This window comes from Microcystis aeruginosa NIES-843 (assembly GCF_000010625.1).
Taxonomy (GTDB): Bacteria; Cyanobacteriota; Cyanobacteriia; order Cyanobacteriales; family Microcystaceae; genus Microcystis; species Microcystis aeruginosa.
In genome coordinates this window covers 2,180,811-2,196,829 of sequence record NC_010296.1, presented here as the reverse complement: position 1 = coordinate 2,196,829, position 16,019 = coordinate 2,180,811, and the positions used below count along the sequence as shown (strand labels likewise).

At 41.7% G+C, this 16,019-nt stretch carries 16 protein-coding genes; 12 read left to right on the top strand and 4 right to left on the bottom strand.

The window, feature by feature from the left end:
* The first annotated feature begins 76 nt into the window (after positions 1-76).
* Positions 77-1,126: a DNA-methyltransferase gene (locus tag MAE_RS10605; protein WP_012265570.1), complete on the top strand. Its 1,050-nt coding sequence runs from the start codon at positions 77-79 to the stop codon at positions 1,124-1,126.
* Between the two features lie 355 nt (positions 1,127-1,481).
* Positions 1,482-1,661, top strand: a complete 180-nt coding sequence (gene psb34, locus MAE_RS10600; RefSeq protein WP_002759001.1) for a photosystem II assembly protein Psb34 — start codon at positions 1,482-1,484, stop codon at positions 1,659-1,661.
* Between the two features lie 74 nt (positions 1,662-1,735).
* Here the strand turns inward: psb34 and MAE_RS10595 are convergent, their stop codons facing one another.
* Positions 1,736-2,518, bottom strand: a complete 783-nt coding sequence (locus MAE_RS10595) for a tetratricopeptide repeat protein (RefSeq protein WP_002796692.1) — start codon at positions 2,516-2,518, stop codon at positions 1,736-1,738.
* A gap of 62 nt (positions 2,519-2,580) precedes the next feature.
* Here MAE_RS10595 and psbP point away from each other — a divergent pair, with 62 nt between their 5' ends.
* The 4 genes from psbP (at position 2,581) to ureG (ending at position 5,306) form a co-directional block, all read left to right on the top strand.
* Positions 2,581-3,129, top strand: coding sequence for a photosystem II reaction center PsbP (gene psbP, locus MAE_RS10590; RefSeq protein WP_012265569.1), 549 nt, complete (start codon positions 2,581-2,583; stop codon positions 3,127-3,129).
* 272 nt (positions 3,130-3,401) lie between these two features.
* Positions 3,402-3,812 (top strand): hypothetical protein, encoded by a 411-nt coding sequence (locus MAE_RS10585; protein ID WP_012265568.1) that lies wholly within the window; start codon positions 3,402-3,404, stop codon positions 3,810-3,812.
* A 137-nt stretch (positions 3,813-3,949) separates the two neighbouring features.
* Positions 3,950-4,537 carry a Maf family protein gene (locus tag MAE_RS10580; protein ID WP_012265567.1) on the top strand — a complete coding sequence of 196 codons (588 nt, stop codon included), beginning with the start codon at positions 3,950-3,952 and terminating at the stop codon, positions 4,535-4,537.
* Positions 4,538-4,712: 175 nt separating this feature from the next.
* The gene (gene ureG / locus MAE_RS10575; RefSeq protein ID WP_012265566.1) at positions 4,713-5,306 is read left to right on the top strand and encodes an urease accessory protein UreG; all 594 of its coding nucleotides are present in this window, start codon (positions 4,713-4,715) and stop codon (positions 5,304-5,306) included.
* 9 nt (positions 5,307-5,315) lie between these two features.
* On the opposite strand, the gene MAE_RS10570 is transcribed toward ureG, so the two are convergent.
* The 3 genes from MAE_RS10570 to MAE_RS10560 all read right to left on the bottom strand — a co-directional run bounded on the left by MAE_RS10570 (position 5,316) and on the right by MAE_RS10560 (position 9,421).
* Positions 5,316-6,041 carry a WecB/TagA/CpsF family glycosyltransferase gene (locus MAE_RS10570; RefSeq protein ID WP_012265565.1) on the bottom strand — a complete coding sequence of 242 codons (726 nt, stop codon included), beginning with the start codon at positions 6,039-6,041 and terminating at the stop codon, positions 5,316-5,318.
* 169 nt (positions 6,042-6,210) lie between these two features.
* Entirely contained in the window at positions 6,211-7,626 is a 1,416-nt protein-coding gene (locus MAE_RS10565) for an ABC transporter substrate-binding protein (protein WP_012265564.1), read from the bottom strand.
* Positions 7,627-7,819: 193 nt separating this feature from the next.
* On the bottom strand, positions 7,820-9,421 hold the full coding sequence (locus tag MAE_RS10560; RefSeq protein ID WP_012265563.1) for a B12-binding domain-containing radical SAM protein: 1,602 nt from the start codon (positions 9,419-9,421) through the stop codon (positions 7,820-7,822).
* A gap of 415 nt (positions 9,422-9,836) precedes the next feature.
* Between MAE_RS10560 and MAE_RS27920 the strand changes: the two genes are divergently transcribed.
* The 6 genes from MAE_RS27920 (at position 9,837) to MAE_RS10535 (ending at position 15,940) form a co-directional block, all read left to right on the top strand.
* Entirely contained in the window at positions 9,837-10,013 is a 177-nt protein-coding gene (locus MAE_RS27920; RefSeq protein ID WP_002740449.1) for a DUF4089 domain-containing protein, read from the top strand.
* Entirely contained in the window at positions 10,010-11,326 is a 1,317-nt protein-coding gene (locus tag MAE_RS10555; RefSeq protein ID WP_012265562.1) for an AtzE family amidohydrolase, read from the top strand. The genes MAE_RS27920 and MAE_RS10555 overlap by 4 nt, the downstream gene beginning before the upstream one ends.
* A 48-nt stretch (positions 11,327-11,374) precedes the next feature.
* On the top strand, positions 11,375-12,517 hold the full coding sequence (locus MAE_RS10550; protein WP_041804017.1) for a glycosyltransferase family 4 protein: 1,143 nt from the start codon (positions 11,375-11,377) through the stop codon (positions 12,515-12,517).
* Positions 12,514-13,791: a glycosyltransferase gene (locus tag MAE_RS10545; RefSeq protein WP_012265560.1), complete on the top strand. Its 1,278-nt coding sequence runs from the start codon at positions 12,514-12,516 to the stop codon at positions 13,789-13,791. Before MAE_RS10550 ends, MAE_RS10545 begins: the two co-directional genes overlap by 4 nt.
* Positions 13,778-14,569 (top strand): MOSC domain-containing protein, encoded by a 792-nt coding sequence (locus MAE_RS10540; RefSeq protein WP_012265559.1) that lies wholly within the window; start codon positions 13,778-13,780, stop codon positions 14,567-14,569. The genes MAE_RS10545 and MAE_RS10540 overlap by 14 nt, the downstream gene beginning before the upstream one ends.
* Positions 14,570-14,878: 309 nt before the next feature.
* A complete protein-coding gene (locus tag MAE_RS10535) occupies positions 14,879-15,940 on the top strand; it encodes an Mrp/NBP35 family ATP-binding protein (protein ID WP_002782914.1) in 1,062 nt (353 codons plus the stop codon).
* The last annotated feature ends 79 nt before the right edge of the window (positions 15,941-16,019 follow it).

The window sequence follows — 16,019 nt, the reverse complement described above, 5'->3', positions numbered from 1 at the left end:
GCACAACTCCAGTGATATTTTGGTAAAATAAGGGCATAATTAAAACTATCAAAATACTTACCTGTCCTTTGAGATTATGGTTGTAGAGTCCCAGCGGAAACAAAAAAAACTATCGTCTAGGGAAGATGAGTCTCGTCCAATTGCCAGCAAGGAACAAAACTCTTATCTAGCAGAGGGAATTGTTGATCATCAATCAACTCAGATTGCTCCTTCCTCCTTACTACAGCCATTTTCTCCAGAGTTAGAAAAAGATAGAGCCAACAAATTTAATTTTCTTAAAGAAATTCTGGTTAGTCATCTTGGTCAACCTTTTTACTCGGACAACGGCTTTATTCTTTATCAAGGAGATGCCACAGACTTTTTGTCTAAACTATCTCATAGTGACATAAAAATTGACCTCACTGTTACATCACCACCTTATAATATTGGCAAAGAATATGAACGAGTTCTTTCAATCAATGACTATGTTGATTGGTGTGCTAATTGGCTGCGGCAAATTTATCAGATTACTCAAGATAACGGTGCTTTGTGGCTAAATGTTGGTTATTTAGAAGTACCAGAAAAGGGATTATGTGTTCCGATTCCCTATCTTCTTTGGGATAAGTCTCCCTTTTATCTTTTACAAGAAATTGTCTGGAAATATGGGGCAGGTGTTTCTACAAAAAATCGTCTTAGTCCTCGCAATGAAAAATGGCTTTTTTATCTCAAAAATTGCCAAGAATATACTTTTAACTTAGACAATATTCGTGACCCTAACGTTAAGTATCCCAATCAAAAGAAAAATGGTAAATATCGTTGTAATCCCCTCGGTAAAAATCCTTCTGATGTGTGGGAAGTTCCTAAAGTCACTACAGGAGAAAAGCGCAGTTCTAAGGAAAGAACTGGACATCCCGCACAATTTCCTTTAGCAATTGTCGAGAGAATTATACAAGCTTCATCTAATCCGGTAGAAATAATTCTTGATCCCTTTGCTGGTTCTTGTTCCACGGGAATAGCGGCCTTGGGATTAGGAAGAATTTTTGTGGGTTTTGAAATTCGACCAGACTATTGCGAGATAGCTGCAGAGAGATTTAAAAGATTTAAAAAAGAAAGAAGCAATACTTATATTCAAGGCTCGTTATTCTAGTATTAAGTAGTCGGACATAAATTCTGTTGTCTATCTTAAGAAATGTAAATTGCCGCAATTCTTACTGACGACCGACTCCTGACGACCGACTCCTTACCCCACAGTTAACTTTACTTTTGTCCAACTACTTAAAAACGGATTTAGTATGATTGACTTTTTTTAACTTGTTTTCGCAGTTGCAATCCTTGGCAATGCGATCGCCAATAAAAGTAGCAGAGTCCGGCAGTTACCCCCAGACTAAGAATTGTTATCCCCGTGAGAATTTCCCACATCCCCGACTCGGTTACTAATATGTTGTAGTATTGTAATAAGAGGATTTTTTTCCTGAAAAATTGTCATATTTGAGGTTTTGATTATGCCTTATACAAACGAAGAAGGTGGACGCTTAAATAATTTCGCCGCCGAACCGAAAGTTTATCAAGCGGCTCCCCCCACTAAATCGCAACAACGTAATTATCTTGTCTGGGGCGTTGCTGCGATCACACTTGTCGGTGGACTGTTAGCCGTCGCTTTTTACGCATCCCAAGCTGGCTAAAATTTAGTCCCTCGTAGTTGCGATTTAGCCCCTTTCACTCCTCTTTACCGCTAATATCACAACTACTCCCTATTTTAAGGCTTTTGACCCTGAATTAATGCCACTGCTGACTGAGACTTAGCCGCAGTCCCCTGTTTACCCTGAGATAACGCTAGACGGGCCGCTTCCTCTAAATCAGCGATCGCTTTTTCCCTGTTTCCCAATTTATAATAGGTCAAACCCCGATTGTGGTACGCTTCGGCAAAATTAGCATTAATTTTCAGACTCTCATTATAGTCCCTTAAAGCCATTTCCTGCTGTCCGGCTCGGTTATGGGCTAGAGCGCGATTATAGAAAATGCGATCCTGTCCTCTAGTTCCCTGTAAACTCAAAGCTTTTGTGTAATCCTCGATCGCTTCTAGGTGTCTTCCCAAGTCATCCTTAGCATTACCGCGATAAATAAAGAAATCAGCAAAATTTCCGTTTAAAGCGATCGCTTTTGTGCAATCTTCCACCGCTGCCTCGTATTTTTTCGTCAGATAATGCACATAACAACGATTACCGAGAGCATTAACATAATTAGAGTTGATTGTCAAGGCCTGGGTATAATCTGCGATCGCTCGCTCGTACTGGCCGAGAACTAATTCCGCATAGCCGCGATTATAGTAAGCATCGGCATCCTTCGGCTCTAATTGTAGAGCTTGAGTAAAATCAGCGATCGCCCCTGAGTAATCCCCTGCGGTTAAACGATCCACCCCCCGATTATAAAATTCTACAGCCTTCACGGGGTTAGCGGTAGTTTGAGCGCTTAGGGGAGAGATAGTCAGTAAAAAAGTCGCTATAGCTATAATAATTGTCAATTTTTTCTTAATTTTCATAATCCGTTCACCTAAACAATTCAAGGTAAAATTAAACAGCCCTACTCACAGGTCAAAATATCATGATTAAATCTCTTTTGGCGACTTTCCTCCTAATTACCACCCTCCTCTTAACCGGTTGTGCAACTCCCATCGCTGGACTGCAAGGATACACCAGTGGCAGCCAAGGCTATCAATTTTTATATCCTAAGGGTTGGACGCAGGTGGATGTGAAAAAAGTTGCAGGAGTAGATGTGGTTTTTCATGACCTGATCGAAACGAGCGAAAATTTAAGCGTTATTATCAATCCCATCCCCGACAATAAAACCTTAACAGATTTAGGGACACCCTCGGAAGTGGGCTATCGTCTCCTGAAAAATAACAGTCTTAACCCCAATCTCGATAAGGAAGTAGAATTAATTCGCTCAGAATCTCATCAAATCGACGGTCAAGATTATTATATCCTCGAATATCAAGTTAAATTAGCCAACGGCCAAGAACGTCATAATCTGGCCAGCGTCACGGTTAATAATAATAAACTCTATTCTTTTAATCTTTCCACTTCCCAAAAACGTTGGACGCAAATTCAAGAACTCTTTGAAACTATCGTTGATTCTTTCTCGGTTAGTTAGGGAAATAGGCCACAGGCAATAGTAAAATGTAGGGTGCGTTAGACGGCAAAAATTCCTGTTTTGACTTCAAGGTAACAATCCGTCGTAACGCACCACCTATCATCAACTAGGTAGCCGGTTTACAATTAAAGATAACAGACAAAGAACCAGAAGCCTGTCCCACTATCTAACAATTATCTAACAATTAATTGAGATTACTTACTGAGTCAGTAATCAGTGGGGAAGTGGTAACTGGTAACTGATAACTGATAACTGATAACCGGTAACTGAATATGAGTAACTCGGAAGAAAATAGACTAGATAGACTCGAATCTCTTGCTGAAAATACCCTAACAGAACTACGGGAGATTAAATCAGGACTACAGGAGATTAGATTAGGATTACAGGAGATTAAATTAGGATTACAGGAAACCAATCAGGGATTAAAAGAAACTAGAGTGATCGCTAATTCTAACGCCAAATCGATCGAAGCGTTAACTAATAGTCTTGCTGAGTCTAAAAAAGAATGGGAAAAAGACAGACGGGGACTTTATCAACTGCTAGGACAATTAACTCGATCGATGTCGGATTTTTATGAGGTTCAGTCAGATTTTTACAATCGATTTGACAAGGAAGAAAGACAATCGCGCATGGTTGAGATTTTAGATCGTTATTTTCCCCCCGAAAATCCTGCCAATTCCTAGCAGGTTTTGCCATAGCATTGTTAGGTTTTACAGGTTGGGGAGATTTTTCATTTATCAGTTACTCCTGTCTCCTGTCTCCTGTCTCCTGTCTCCTATCTCCTGTCTTCTATCTCCTATCTCTTTTTACTGAAAAAACTATGTCCATTCCCTTGATTCTTGCTTCCGCTTCTCCTGCGCGCAAAAAACTATTACAAATGGTGGGAATCGATCCGATTGTGCGGGTGAGTAACTTTGATGAATCGACAATTAATGCTGATGATACTCTCCATCTTGTCCAAACTTTAGCCCAATGTAAAGCGCAAACGATCGCCCCTAAATTTGATACAGGATTGATTCTTGGTTGCGATTCCGTCTTAGAAGTAGCGGGGGAAGTCTATGGCAAACCCAAGGATAAATCAGAAGCGATCGAGCGTTGGCAAAAAATGCGCGGTCAGGTGGGTACACTCTATACAGGTCATGCTTTAATCGATCGAGTTAATAATCAAACTTTGACTCGTTGTGGGATCACTAAAGTTCACTTTGCCAATATCAGCGATGAAACAATTATTGCCTACGTTGACACCGAAGAACCCCTCAAATGTGCCGGCTGTTTTGCCCTAGAAGGAAAGGGGGGTCTATTCGTGGAAAGATTAGAGGGATGTCACAGTAATGTTATCGGTTTAAGTTTGCCCCTATTTAGGCAGATGTTAACGGATTTTGGCTACCAAATCACTGACTTTTGGTGATCTTTTTGTCGATGATTTCCCCAAATTTATTGACAAAAAGGCTTGACAAATTCTCAGATTTGCGTTAACCTTTTATTATAATGGGAATCCGTGTCGCCCTGCGAACCCCTCTTTTTTCTATCGGATAGCCCCAAAATTTTTAACCCTTTCCTTTTCACTTTTTCCCGAAAAAACTATGTCTTGCTTGCGCGTGGGAATTGCCGGTCCGGTGGGTTCAGGAAAAACAGCCCTGCTCGATGCCCTGTGTAAAAATTTGCGGGATCAATATCCGATCGCCGTAGTCACCAATGACATTTATACTCAAGAAGATGCCCAATTTTTAGTGCGATCGCAAGCTTTAGCTCCGGAAAGAATTTTAGGAGTAGAAACGGGAGGATGTCCCCATACAGCTATTCGCGAGGATGCCTCAATTAACTTAGTTGCCATTGAACAGTTAGAGAGAAAATTTGCTAACTTAAAGCTAATTTTTCTGGAAAGTGGTGGTGACAACTTAGCGGCAACCTTTAGCCCCGAATTAGTAGATTTAACCATCTATGTGATTGACGTGGCAGCCGGAGATAAAATCCCTCGCAAGGGGGGACCGGGTATCACAAAATCGGATTTATTGGTAATCAATAAAATAGATTTAGCCCCGATGGTGGGGGCAGATTTAGGAGTGATGGATAGAGATGCCAAAAAGATGCGCGGGGATAAACCCTTTATCTTCACCAACTTAAAAACACGGGAAGGATTAGATCGAGTGATTGCCTTTATCGAAAAGAATTTATAATAACTATTACTAGGAATAAAAAAGAGAGCGCCAGAAAAATTTAGGTAAAGCTAACATTCTTTTCCAGCGCCAAGGTTCCTGATAGAGTCGATACAACCACTCTAAATTATTGTCACAGAAAAAGCGAGGGGCGCGGATTTTTGTCCCGGACCAGATATCAAAACTGCCCCCCACACCTACCCAGATAGCTTGGGGACAGAGATATCGATGTTCCCTAATCCAATATTCTTGTCGGGGTACTCCCAAACCAACTAAAATTAACCGCGGTTGTTGATCTTTTAACACCTCGATCCAATCGGACATTTCCTGGGAGGATAGATAACCGTGGTTAGACAGAATACGGATATTAGGTATCTTTTTTTGCCAATTACTTGCCGCTTTTTCCGTAATCCCCGGTTGACCACCAAAAAAAGCAATAGGAAAACTCTCTCCCTGCATTCCTAACTCAGTAATTAAGGATTCTGATAATTCAATACCGGGGCAGCGGGTTTGTTTTTTACCCCTTAATTTTAAGTAAATAACAATCCCCGCGCCGTCGGGAATAACTAAATCTGCTTCCCGAATAACTTGGGCTACTTTGGCATCATTTTCCCCTAACATTGCCATTTCTGCATTAAGAGTGACAACGTGGGAACCAAAACCTTGATAGAGGCGATCGATTAACCAACGACTGTAGTTATCGAGGAGATGAACCGGTAAACCAAGAACAGAATATTTAGGGGGAGTTTCTAACATAAGTAGGTAGGTGTTAAAAGTTCTCAGACACCCCCCTTATTAAGGGGGGATTAAGGGGGGATCGGCACCCCCCTTATTAAGGGGGGATTAAGGGGGGATCAGAGGCAAAATCTATCTTCAATTTAATTATAACTACTTACTTATAATTCATCTTGATTTAGTTGTCATTTTATCGAGAAATTGGCACAAAATCTACCCCAAAACTAGAACGAGAACCGGGTTTAACTACCACTAATTGCACGGATTGATTGCGATCGCCAGACGGTAAAAATCGCACTGGATTAGTCGCCCCGGGAACAGAAAAATCACTGCTTCTTAACGCCTGTTGAACTCCCTCTCGGCTAGATTCTGCCTTAATGCCAGCAATTAAAGCCTGGGTAGCGTCATAAGCGGTGACGGTGCGCCAATTTACGTCTCCTTGCCACAATTGGCGGGAATTATTCACAAAAGGACTATTTGGATTAGCCGCCAAATGCCAAGCGACAGCAACAATCATGCCAAGGGCATTTTTTCCGCCTACATCCAGAGTTTTGGGGCTATAAACGTCATCACCCGCCACAATCGGTAATTTTTGACCATTGATTTGAACCACCTGCAAAGCCTTATCTAGGGTTCCACTATCCCCAAGAAGGGCGATTAGATTTGCTCCCTCCTGTTGAGCTTGTTGGAGGCTTTTAGAAGGGGTAAAAGTGAGGGAAGATAGATCAAATTCACTCACCACTTGACCTCCTCCTAATCCTAAAGCGGTGGTAAATTCAGATTTTAGGGATTGACTATAATTACTTTGGGAGTTAAAAAATACCACTGCCTTGACGTTAGGAATTTTTTGCAAGCTAGATTCGGCTAATGCCCGTGCCGCCACAAAATCACTGGGAACAGAACGAAAGATATAGTCACCAAAATTGGAGAGTTTAACTGAGGTACTGATGGGGGAAATCATTACTAATCCCCCTTTTTGATAGATAGCCGCCGCCGCTAAAGAGGTGTCACTGCTAGTGTGTCCTACTACTCCTAAAATGCTGTTATCAGCCGCTAATTTTTGGGCAATTTGAGCGGCAATTTCGGGATTATCAGCATCATCAGCAATGAGAACTTTTAAAGGAGTGCCATTAATTCCTCCGGTTTGATTGATTTGATTTTGAGATTGGGCAACTCCTCGTAAAACTTCTAGGGCGGTGTTGACATTGCTACCAATTGGCACGGAAACGGCGATAGTATAGGACTTAGCTTCACCAATACGGGCGTTATTTAAGTAGATGAGAGCTTCCGGATCATTTTGATTAGCTCGCAGGGATTTTTCTAGGAGGTAAACTGCTTGCTGAAAGTCTCCTTTCCCGATTGCCTGTATGGCAGCTTGTTTGTCCGAAGAAGCCCCTTCAACTATTAATAAGTTTTCCCCTTGACTAAATTTTGCTTGTGCCGATACCGATTTTTGCTCCGGTGATATTTTCTCGATTTCAGAAAGATTGGTTGGGTTATTTTTTCCTTGAAAACGATTGTATAACCACCAACCACCTGCCCCAAAAAATACTAGGGTAATCACCAAGGCTAAAAGCAGGGTAACGGTCTCATTTTTCTTGCTCATGGGTTGATCAACTAAGATTAAATTAATGGTTTAATCGAGATTTATAGTTAATAAAAGTAACATTTTTTTGTTTTTAATAGGGCTAATTCAAGTCTGAATGTCACCACTATCTGATCTACCTTGATAGAATACCTCATGTGGGGTCTGATAGTCAAGACATTGTTGAAATGCGTCTTAGCTTATTAGCGATACTTTACCTTTTTGTTTGGGAATCTTCTAAATGTTTTACCAAAACATTTGAGGATAAAGGACCGTGTAAATGACTCCAGGGTAAAACCTGTTCTAAACGCCATTGCTGATGGACGTAATAATCTAGAGGGGGAATTTGTCCTTTTAGTTCCTTAAAAGCCCGTTTATAACTGCCTAAAGAATCACCGTAGCCACGGGTTAATTCTAACAGGGAAGTCAAGCGGCGATCGCCTCTAGATAATAGGGCTTGAATCACCGACCAATTATAACTTTCTGGGCGAAATTCTATGCCCTGTTTACCTAATTGTTTCTCTAGATATTTTAATCTTTTTTCGGCCATTTTATTAACGCCAAACCACTGAAAAGGAGTATGGGATTTAGGCACAAAGGTGCTGCAACCGAAAGAAATTCGCAGTCCAGAGGCGGCTTTTTTTAATGCTATTAACATTTCCACAGTCGCCGCTATATCTTCGGTTTCTTCTCCCGGTATTCCCACCATACCATAGAGTTTTATCCCTTTTAAACCGCCCGCTTTAGCATTAATAGCAGCTTGGATAATTTCATCATTGGCTAACTTTTTGTTGATAATTTCCCGTAGGCGATCGGAACCACTTTCTACGGCAATAGTAATTGATTTGGTGTCTCTTTGGGATAAAATTCTGGCTAATTTTTCCGTGACGGTATTAGTTCTAACTGAAGCGATCGAGAGTCTAACCCCCTCAAATTTTGGTTGAAAAAGATAATCGAGTAAGGTTTCAAATTCAGGATGTTGGCTGACGGAAGCACCTAATAAACCAAGGCGATCAGTCACTTTTAAACCTTTTTCAATGGCGGGAATTAAAGATTCTAAACTAGCGGTACGAAAGGGTAAAGTTAGATAACTAGCTAAACAAAAACGGCACATTTCTGGACAACTTCGCACCACCTCTACCATATAAATATTCTCCCATGCCGCTTGTTTTGTCACCACCGTAGAAGCAGAAAGGGTATTACTGCGATAGGTTTGTTTACTAACAAAGGCGGGAACATTATTATCTATGGGTAGAATTGCTGTAATTTCACCTTCTGGACTGTCATAATTAACGGTATATAAACTAGGAACATACACCCCTGGAACCTGGGACAAATGACGGAGTTTTGTCGGGCGATCAGCGTTTCTAACCTCTTGATAGGCATTAATAAAATCAGCAATTAAATTTTCACCATCTCCCAATAAAATTACATCAAAAAAAGCGGCAAAAGGTTCGGGATTAGCGGTTAAAACTGGTCCACCTCCAAAAATTATCGCCTGTCGATCTTGCCGTTGATGACTGTGACAAGGAATTTCTAAAGATTCTAACAGCGAGAGGATATTAACATAGTCTAATTCCCAGGAAAAGGAAAAGCCGACTAATTCGGGATAACGGGGTAAAGATTCTTGAAAATCCGTAAATAAACGACTAACTTGTATATCCGATCGCAGGGCTAAAGTTGCCCAAACAATTTGATAACCTAAACTGGTTATACCCACAGAATACTGATTAGGAAAGGCAAAAATAGTTCTAAGGGCATCACTGTGGGGTATTGCGGGAGTAAAGAGGAGTTTTTCGTCTTGTAAGATGGTCATTTCAGTTATCAGTTATCAGTTATCAGTTATCAGTTATTAGTTATCAGTTATCAGTTATCAGTTATCAGTGACTACCAGTAGTCTTCAGTAGCTTTTAATTTTCATTCTCTTGAAAGGGGAGGCTTGTTACCTCTTGTTTTTGGTCATATATAAGTTTAATTTAATCGGGGGGTGAAGGGGAGGAAAATATCTCAATATACAGTTCTAGGATCATATCTAAGGTTATGATCCTAGGGAGTCGGTGGTCAAGAACAAATTTAAGTTATACTTCCTCCCTAGGGATAGCTATTGTATTTACAGGAGATTTTCTCTTATATCCTAGCAATTTTCACAGCTTAACTAGGTGTCGATTTTATTCCTGAGCGCTGCTTTCAAGCAAATCTTGATATCCTTAACCCCAACCAGAACGAAATCTATGAATAATCCAGAAGAATACGTTATAATCATGGCGAAAATCCTAGATTTAACCATTCCCGATCGCTATTTAAATTCTGTGGTTGAAAACTGGCAACGCTTGCAAGAAATCGCCAGTTTAGTGACAGAATTTCCCTTAGAGGATGACGGGGAAAGCGCCCTCAGCTTTGAACCATGACTATTTCTGTGTGCAATTTAGCTCGATCGATCCAAAATCGTCAAACTAGCGCCTTAGAAGTTATTAATCGGACTTTAGCGGAGATAGAGGCGAAAAATCGCCATTTAAATTGCTTTACCGACATTTTACACCCTAGAGCGCTCGCTCAAGCCCAAAAAATCGATCTAGCGATCGCTAATGGGGAACCCGTCGGTGTCTTAGCAGGAGTCCCCTTCGCCGTCAAAAATCTCTTTGATATCGAGGGTATTGTCACCCTTGCCGGTTCCAAAATCAATCGAGATCACCCTGTCGCCGGACAAGATGCGATCGCTATACAAACCCTAGAAGCAGCCGGGGCGGTTTTGGTGGGGGCGACCAATATGGATGAGTACGCCTACGGTTTTGTCACCGAAAATGCCCATTATGGAGCCACTGCCAACCCCCGCGATCCTAGTCGCGTCTCGGGGGGATCCTCCGGCGGTTCCGCCGCTGCCGTTGCCGCTAATTTAGTGCCTCTCGCCCTCGGTTCCGATACTAATGGTTCCGTGAGGGTTCCCGCCGCTTGTTGTGGCGTAGTGGGGCTAAAACCCACCTTTGGGCGCGTATCCCGTCAGGGCCTATTTTTGTTCGTTAGTAGTTTGGATCATCTGGGATTTTTTAGCGGCAATGTGGCGGATATGGCGGCTATTTGGGGTCTTTTTGCCAAAAATAACCTTAAAGCCCCTTTAAATGGCTTAGAGGGCGTAAAAATAGCCCTTGCCGATGATTATTTTCAGCAGGGAGCCGAACCAGAAGTAATCGAGTCGGTGATAGCGATCGCCGAACGTTTAGGAGTTACCAAAAAAATCACCATTCCCGAAACCGTCCGCGCCAGGGCAGCCGCCTATATAATTACCGCTTCCGAGGGAGCAAATTGGCATTTACCGCGTTTACAGACCAGATTAGAGGATTTTGACCCCGCAACCCGGGATCGCTTCTTGGCGGGGGCATTAATTCCCTCTAGCTGGTATTTACAGGCTCAACGTTTTCGCCGTTGGTATCGCGATCGTCTGCGAGAGATTTTCAGCGAAGTCGATATTATCCTCACCCCGACAATTCCCTGTATTGCGCCGCCGTTAGGAGTAGAAAAAATGATTATTGACGGGCAAGAGCTATTAATTAGACCCAATTTAGGCAGATTCACCCAACCTTTTTCTTTTATCGGTTTACCTGCCCTTTCTTTGCCGATTAAACGCCCATCCCAGCTACCTTTAGGTTTACAAATCATCGCCGCTCCTGATCGCGAAGAGTTAATCCTAAGGGTAGCCAGGGTTTTAGAAGAAATGCTTGCGTAAAGACCGGATTTTGCTAGAATCTTAAACTAATGTCAGGTATCAATGATCATGAATAACCCTCTAAGCAAAAAAATCGCTATCTACTACCCTTGTTTTTTGGGTGGTGGTGCGGAAGCGGTTGCTCTCTGGATGATGGAAGCTTTGAAAGATAAGTATGATCTGACTTTAATAACTTTTGCTGACCTCGATTGGCAATGGTTGAATTTAATGTATGGAACAACTTTAAATGCTCAATCAATCAAAGTTGATTCTTTACTACCAAAGAGCTTCTATCGTGTCAATAATGCCTTAGCTTCTAATAATAAACACTTTCGACAATTAGCTATTCATCTCAGTTTAAGATATTGTAAACAAAAGCAGCAAGATTACGATTTAGTAATTTCTGCTTATAACGCTGCCGATTTGGGTAGGCCAGGTATGCAGTACATTCACTGGATTAAGGTTTTAGAAGGTGGAGAGTTAGCCCAGAAATATTATAATCGTATCTCTAATTTTTCTGTGGATAATTTGAAAAAAAACTTCTCTTTAGCCAATTCAGGGGCAGTGGCAGCAGCCATTAAAGACTATTATGGAATTGACGCTAAAGTTGTCTATCCTCCCGTGGTAATTAAACCGGCAGACATTGCTTGGCAAGATAAGGAAAATGCCTTTATCTGTAGCGGTCGTTTGGTAGAGGCAAAACAACCCCATCGGGTAATTCAATGTTTGGAAAAAGTTCGTCAAAAAGGCATTGATGTTAAACTCTATATTACTGGGGGCGGTGGCGGTAACGCTGAGGCTAAATATAAACGTTATTTGGATCAGTTAATTCGAGATAATTCTGATTGGATTGAGCTATGTGAAAACCTTAGTTATGAACAATATTCCCAAGTTTTATACCGTTGTAAGTATGGTATTCATTTTAAACCTGAACCCTTTGGCATTTCTATCGCCGAGATGGTAAAAGCGGGGATCATTCCCTTCACCCGTGAAGGAGGGGGACCAGCAGAAATTATTGGTCAAGAAAACACCGATTTGTTTTTTGATAATCTTGAGGATGCGGTAGAAAAAATTGCCCATGTGATCCAAAATGAGGATAGGCAATATCAATTACTTTCCTCTCTAGAGAAACAAAAATTTCTGTTTTCTACCGATAAGTTTATGACAGATATTAATAATGTAGTTACTAGCCATCTACAAGGAAATCTATGAAAATTGTCATCCCGATCGTGTTTTATCGCAAAGGAGGAGTAGAAAGAGTCATTATCTCTTTAATACCTAGCTTATTAGAATACGTCGAAAAAATTATTATCGTTATTCCTCGTAATGACATTGAATATTTTAAGTTTTTAATGCCTGATTCCGATAAACTTATCTATGAGGAACTTGATTTTTCCCCCAAGAGTTTTGAGACAAGTTTAATCTATTTTTATGGTCCTCTAGCGAATTTTTACAAAACCCTAAGACTGACTTCGATTCATCGTCTTTTCTCTCGTAGAATTGACCTTTTACGCATCGAAGCAAGAATTAATCAGATTATCAAGCGTTACCAAGCTGATCACTGTTTGTATGGAATGACTAATCGGATTTCTCCCCCCAATGTCAAGGTTACTTTAAGTGGCATTATTTATGATGTCTTTTGGCAATTTGCTCCCTTAACTTACTCAGAATCCTATCAAGAACCCTACAATGAAGTCTTAAAAGAATGGTTAGATCGGGCCGATCTACTCTTCACAATTTCCCAAAAAACTAAAGACGATGTTTTAAAAGTTTTTCCCAATGCTACCTATGCTAGTAAATTAAAAGCTGTACCCTTAGCAGGATTTGTCGAGCAGTCTAATCCCAAGAGTGATTTAGTCAAAAGTGAGCTAGTTACTTTTTATTTTCCCTCCTCCTTTGGTATCTACAAAGATCATCTGACTTTGCTCAAAGCAACTATACAACTAGCCAAAAAAGGCTTAAACTTCAAGGTTGTTTTGATTGGCAAGGAAACCGATAATCTAGTTAGTGGAAATTTGCAATTATCTCAACAGTCCCAAACCCAAGAATACCAAGATTATCTCAAAGAATGTACCCGACTTTATCGGGAAAATCAAGAAATTTTCGAGAGTCATTTCAAGGGATTAGGTTATCAAGACTATGAAACATTGCAGTTTTATTATCAAACCTGTTCCTCTGTGGTATTTCCCTCAAAATACGAAGGTTTTGGATTAGCAATAGCGGAAGCCATTTTACAAGGTATTCCCGTTATCGCTTCCGATTTAGAAGTGTTTCAAGAACAGGTGGAATTATATAATTGTCCTGAAAGAGTGCAATTCTATCCTAGGGAAGATGCGGAAAGTTTAGCCAACTGTTTAGAACAATTTATCCTCAATCCAATTCCTCGCTTGTTACCCGAAGATATCCCCAATAAAATTAATCTCTGGACTTGGGAAGATGTGGCTAAAAAATATGTAGAACTACTGAAAGAAAATGCAGGTTACTGATCTCTATATCTACCCGATTAAATCCTGTCGAGGTATTCAATTATCCCAAGCTGAAGTGACTCCTAAGGGTTTACTCTGGGATCGAGAAATGATGTTAGTGGATGGCAAGGGTAAATTTATCACCCAAAGGGAATATCCGCAATTAGCCAGGGTTTCTGTCACGATGACAGGAGATAAATTTTCTCTAAAAACATCTCAAGATTCCCTGACTTTCCAGCCTAATTTCACAGGAGAAAAAAGAGCGGTTCAAATCTGGGAATCTCAAACCATAGCCATGGATCAAGGGGATGAAATCGCCGAATGGTTCGAGAAAATTCTCGACATTCCTTGTCGTTTAGTGCGACAATCTCCCGATTATCCACGTCCCGCGAATCCTCGCTATGCAGGGAATGATCATACTCCCGTCAGCTTTGCCGATGGTTATCCAATTTTATTAACTAATACTGCTTCTTTAGAGGACTTAAATCGGCGTTTAGTTGCACCGGTGCCGATGAATCGTTTTCGGCCTAATATTGTTATTAGTAGCGATCGAGCTTTTAGCGAAAGTAGTTGGCAAAAGATCACAATTGGAGAGATAAATTATGCCCTAGTTAAACCCTGTAGTCGCTGTATTATCACCACCACCGATCAAGAAACAGGTAGGAGAAATCCCCAGCAAGAACCTTTAAAAACCTTAAGCACTTTTCGCAGTTTCCCCGGGGGCATCATGTTCGGAGAAAATGTCATCCCCGAAAAGACAGGTACAATTAAAGTCGGCGATCCTATTACCGTAATCTAGAGATCTAGAGATCTAGGGGGATAGGGGTTATCAGTTATCAGTTATCAGTTATCAGTTATCAGTTATCAGATGTGAGTTTTCAGTTCACTGATTAAGTACCTAAGCAAAATTAATTACACATATCTAACCCCGCTCTTGCCTATTGCCTTTTGCCTCTTGCCTATCTTCACTAGGAAATTAATTTTGCACGACTACTTACTGTTCACTGTTCACAGCAAAAAACTCCCCACTCCCCACTGATAACTGTGCGGGCATCAAGGTTAAGATAAATAACCATAAGAACAATACTTGATTAGAGACACTGAAACCATGCCCCTTGATACCGCATCGATTTTAGAAGTATTACGTCCCGTTCAAGATCCGGAACTGCAAAAAAGCCTAGTGGAATTGAACATGATCCGCAATGTGGCGATCGATGGCGGAAAAGTTAGCTTTACCCTAGTTTTGACCACTCCTGCCTGTCCTTTGCGCGAATTTATCGTGGAAGACTGCCAAAAAGCCGTTAAACAGCTGCCCGGGGTGGAAAGTGTCGCTGTGGACGTAACTGCCGAAACCCCGCAACAAAAAGCTTTACCCGATCGCCAAGGCGTGGAGGGGGTTAAAAATATTATCGCCGTTTCCAGTGGTAAGGGCGGTGTGGGAAAAAGTACCGTGGCTGTCAATATCGCCGTCGCCTTGGCTCATTTAGGGGCAAAAGTGGGGCTATTAGACGCGGACATCTACGGCCCCAACGCCCCGACAATGTTGGGCTTAAATGACGCACAAGTGACCGTACAGGGCGCAAATGGCGAGATATTGGAACCCGCTTTTAACCATGGCATCAAAATGGTTTCCATGGGCTTTTTGATCAACCCCGATCAACCGGTAATCTGGCGCGGTCCGATGTTAAACGGCATTATCCGTCAGTTTCTCTATCAAGTCAATTGGGGCGATTTAGACTATTTAATCGTCGATATGCCTCCCGGTACCGGGGATGCACAATTAACTTTAATTCAATCGGTCCCCCTAGCGGGTGCGGTGATTGTCACCACTCCCCAGACGGTTTCTTTAATTGATGCGCGCCGGGGTTTAAAAATGTTCCAACAGCTAGGGGCGCGGGTTTTGGGTATCGTGGAAAATATGAGTTATTTTATCCCTCCCGATCAGCCCGATCGCTCCTATGATCTATTTGGGTCCGGTGGTGGGGAAAAAACCTCGCAAGAATTGGGCATTCCTTTACTGGGATGTGTGCCTCTGGAGATAGCCCTACGGGAGGGCGGTGATACTGGTGTACCAGTGGTTTTGGGGCAACCGGAATCGGCCTCAGCTAAAGCCCTGATAGCGATCGCTCGTCAGGTGGCGGCGAAAGTATCCGTAGCAGCCTATAGTTAGGGTTTGCGGCAAAAAGTTTTTCTTGGGGGCAGGGTGTGGGGTGTGGGGTGTAGGGTGTAGGGTTTTACCCATTTTCAGG

What these genes read in the sequence shown, in the direction of transcription:
- MAE_RS10605 (WP_012265570.1), top strand. Translation starts at nt 77, where the DNA reads ATGGTTGTAGAGTCCCAGCGGAAACAAAAAAAACTATCGTCTAGGGAA.
- psb34 (WP_002759001.1), top strand. Translation starts at nt 1,482, where the DNA reads ATGCCTTATACAAACGAAGAAGGTGGACGCTTAAATAATTTCGCCGCC.
- MAE_RS10595 (WP_002796692.1), bottom strand. Translation starts at nt 2,518, where the DNA reads ATGAAAATTAAGAAAAAATTGACAATTATTATAGCTATAGCGACTTTT.
- psbP (WP_012265569.1), top strand. Translation starts at nt 2,581, where the DNA reads ATGATTAAATCTCTTTTGGCGACTTTCCTCCTAATTACCACCCTCCTC.
- MAE_RS10585 (WP_012265568.1), top strand. Translation starts at nt 3,402, where the DNA reads ATGAGTAACTCGGAAGAAAATAGACTAGATAGACTCGAATCTCTTGCT.
- MAE_RS10580 (WP_012265567.1), top strand. Translation starts at nt 3,950, where the DNA reads ATGTCCATTCCCTTGATTCTTGCTTCCGCTTCTCCTGCGCGCAAAAAA.
- ureG (WP_012265566.1), top strand. Translation starts at nt 4,713, where the DNA reads ATGTCTTGCTTGCGCGTGGGAATTGCCGGTCCGGTGGGTTCAGGAAAA.
- MAE_RS10570 (WP_012265565.1), bottom strand. Translation starts at nt 6,041, where the DNA reads ATGTTAGAAACTCCCCCTAAATATTCTGTTCTTGGTTTACCGGTTCAT.
- MAE_RS10565 (WP_012265564.1), bottom strand. Translation starts at nt 7,626, where the DNA reads ATGAGCAAGAAAAATGAGACCGTTACCCTGCTTTTAGCCTTGGTGATT.
- MAE_RS10560 (WP_012265563.1), bottom strand. Translation starts at nt 9,421, where the DNA reads ATGACCATCTTACAAGACGAAAAACTCCTCTTTACTCCCGCAATACCC.
- MAE_RS27920 (WP_002740449.1), top strand. Translation starts at nt 9,837, where the DNA reads ATGAATAATCCAGAAGAATACGTTATAATCATGGCGAAAATCCTAGAT.
- MAE_RS10555 (WP_012265562.1), top strand. Translation starts at nt 10,010, where the DNA reads ATGACTATTTCTGTGTGCAATTTAGCTCGATCGATCCAAAATCGTCAA.
- MAE_RS10550 (WP_041804017.1), top strand. Translation starts at nt 11,375, where the DNA reads ATGAATAACCCTCTAAGCAAAAAAATCGCTATCTACTACCCTTGTTTT.
- MAE_RS10545 (WP_012265560.1), top strand. Translation starts at nt 12,514, where the DNA reads ATGAAAATTGTCATCCCGATCGTGTTTTATCGCAAAGGAGGAGTAGAA.
- MAE_RS10540 (WP_012265559.1), top strand. Translation starts at nt 13,778, where the DNA reads ATGCAGGTTACTGATCTCTATATCTACCCGATTAAATCCTGTCGAGGT.
- MAE_RS10535 (WP_002782914.1), top strand. Translation starts at nt 14,879, where the DNA reads ATGCCCCTTGATACCGCATCGATTTTAGAAGTATTACGTCCCGTTCAA.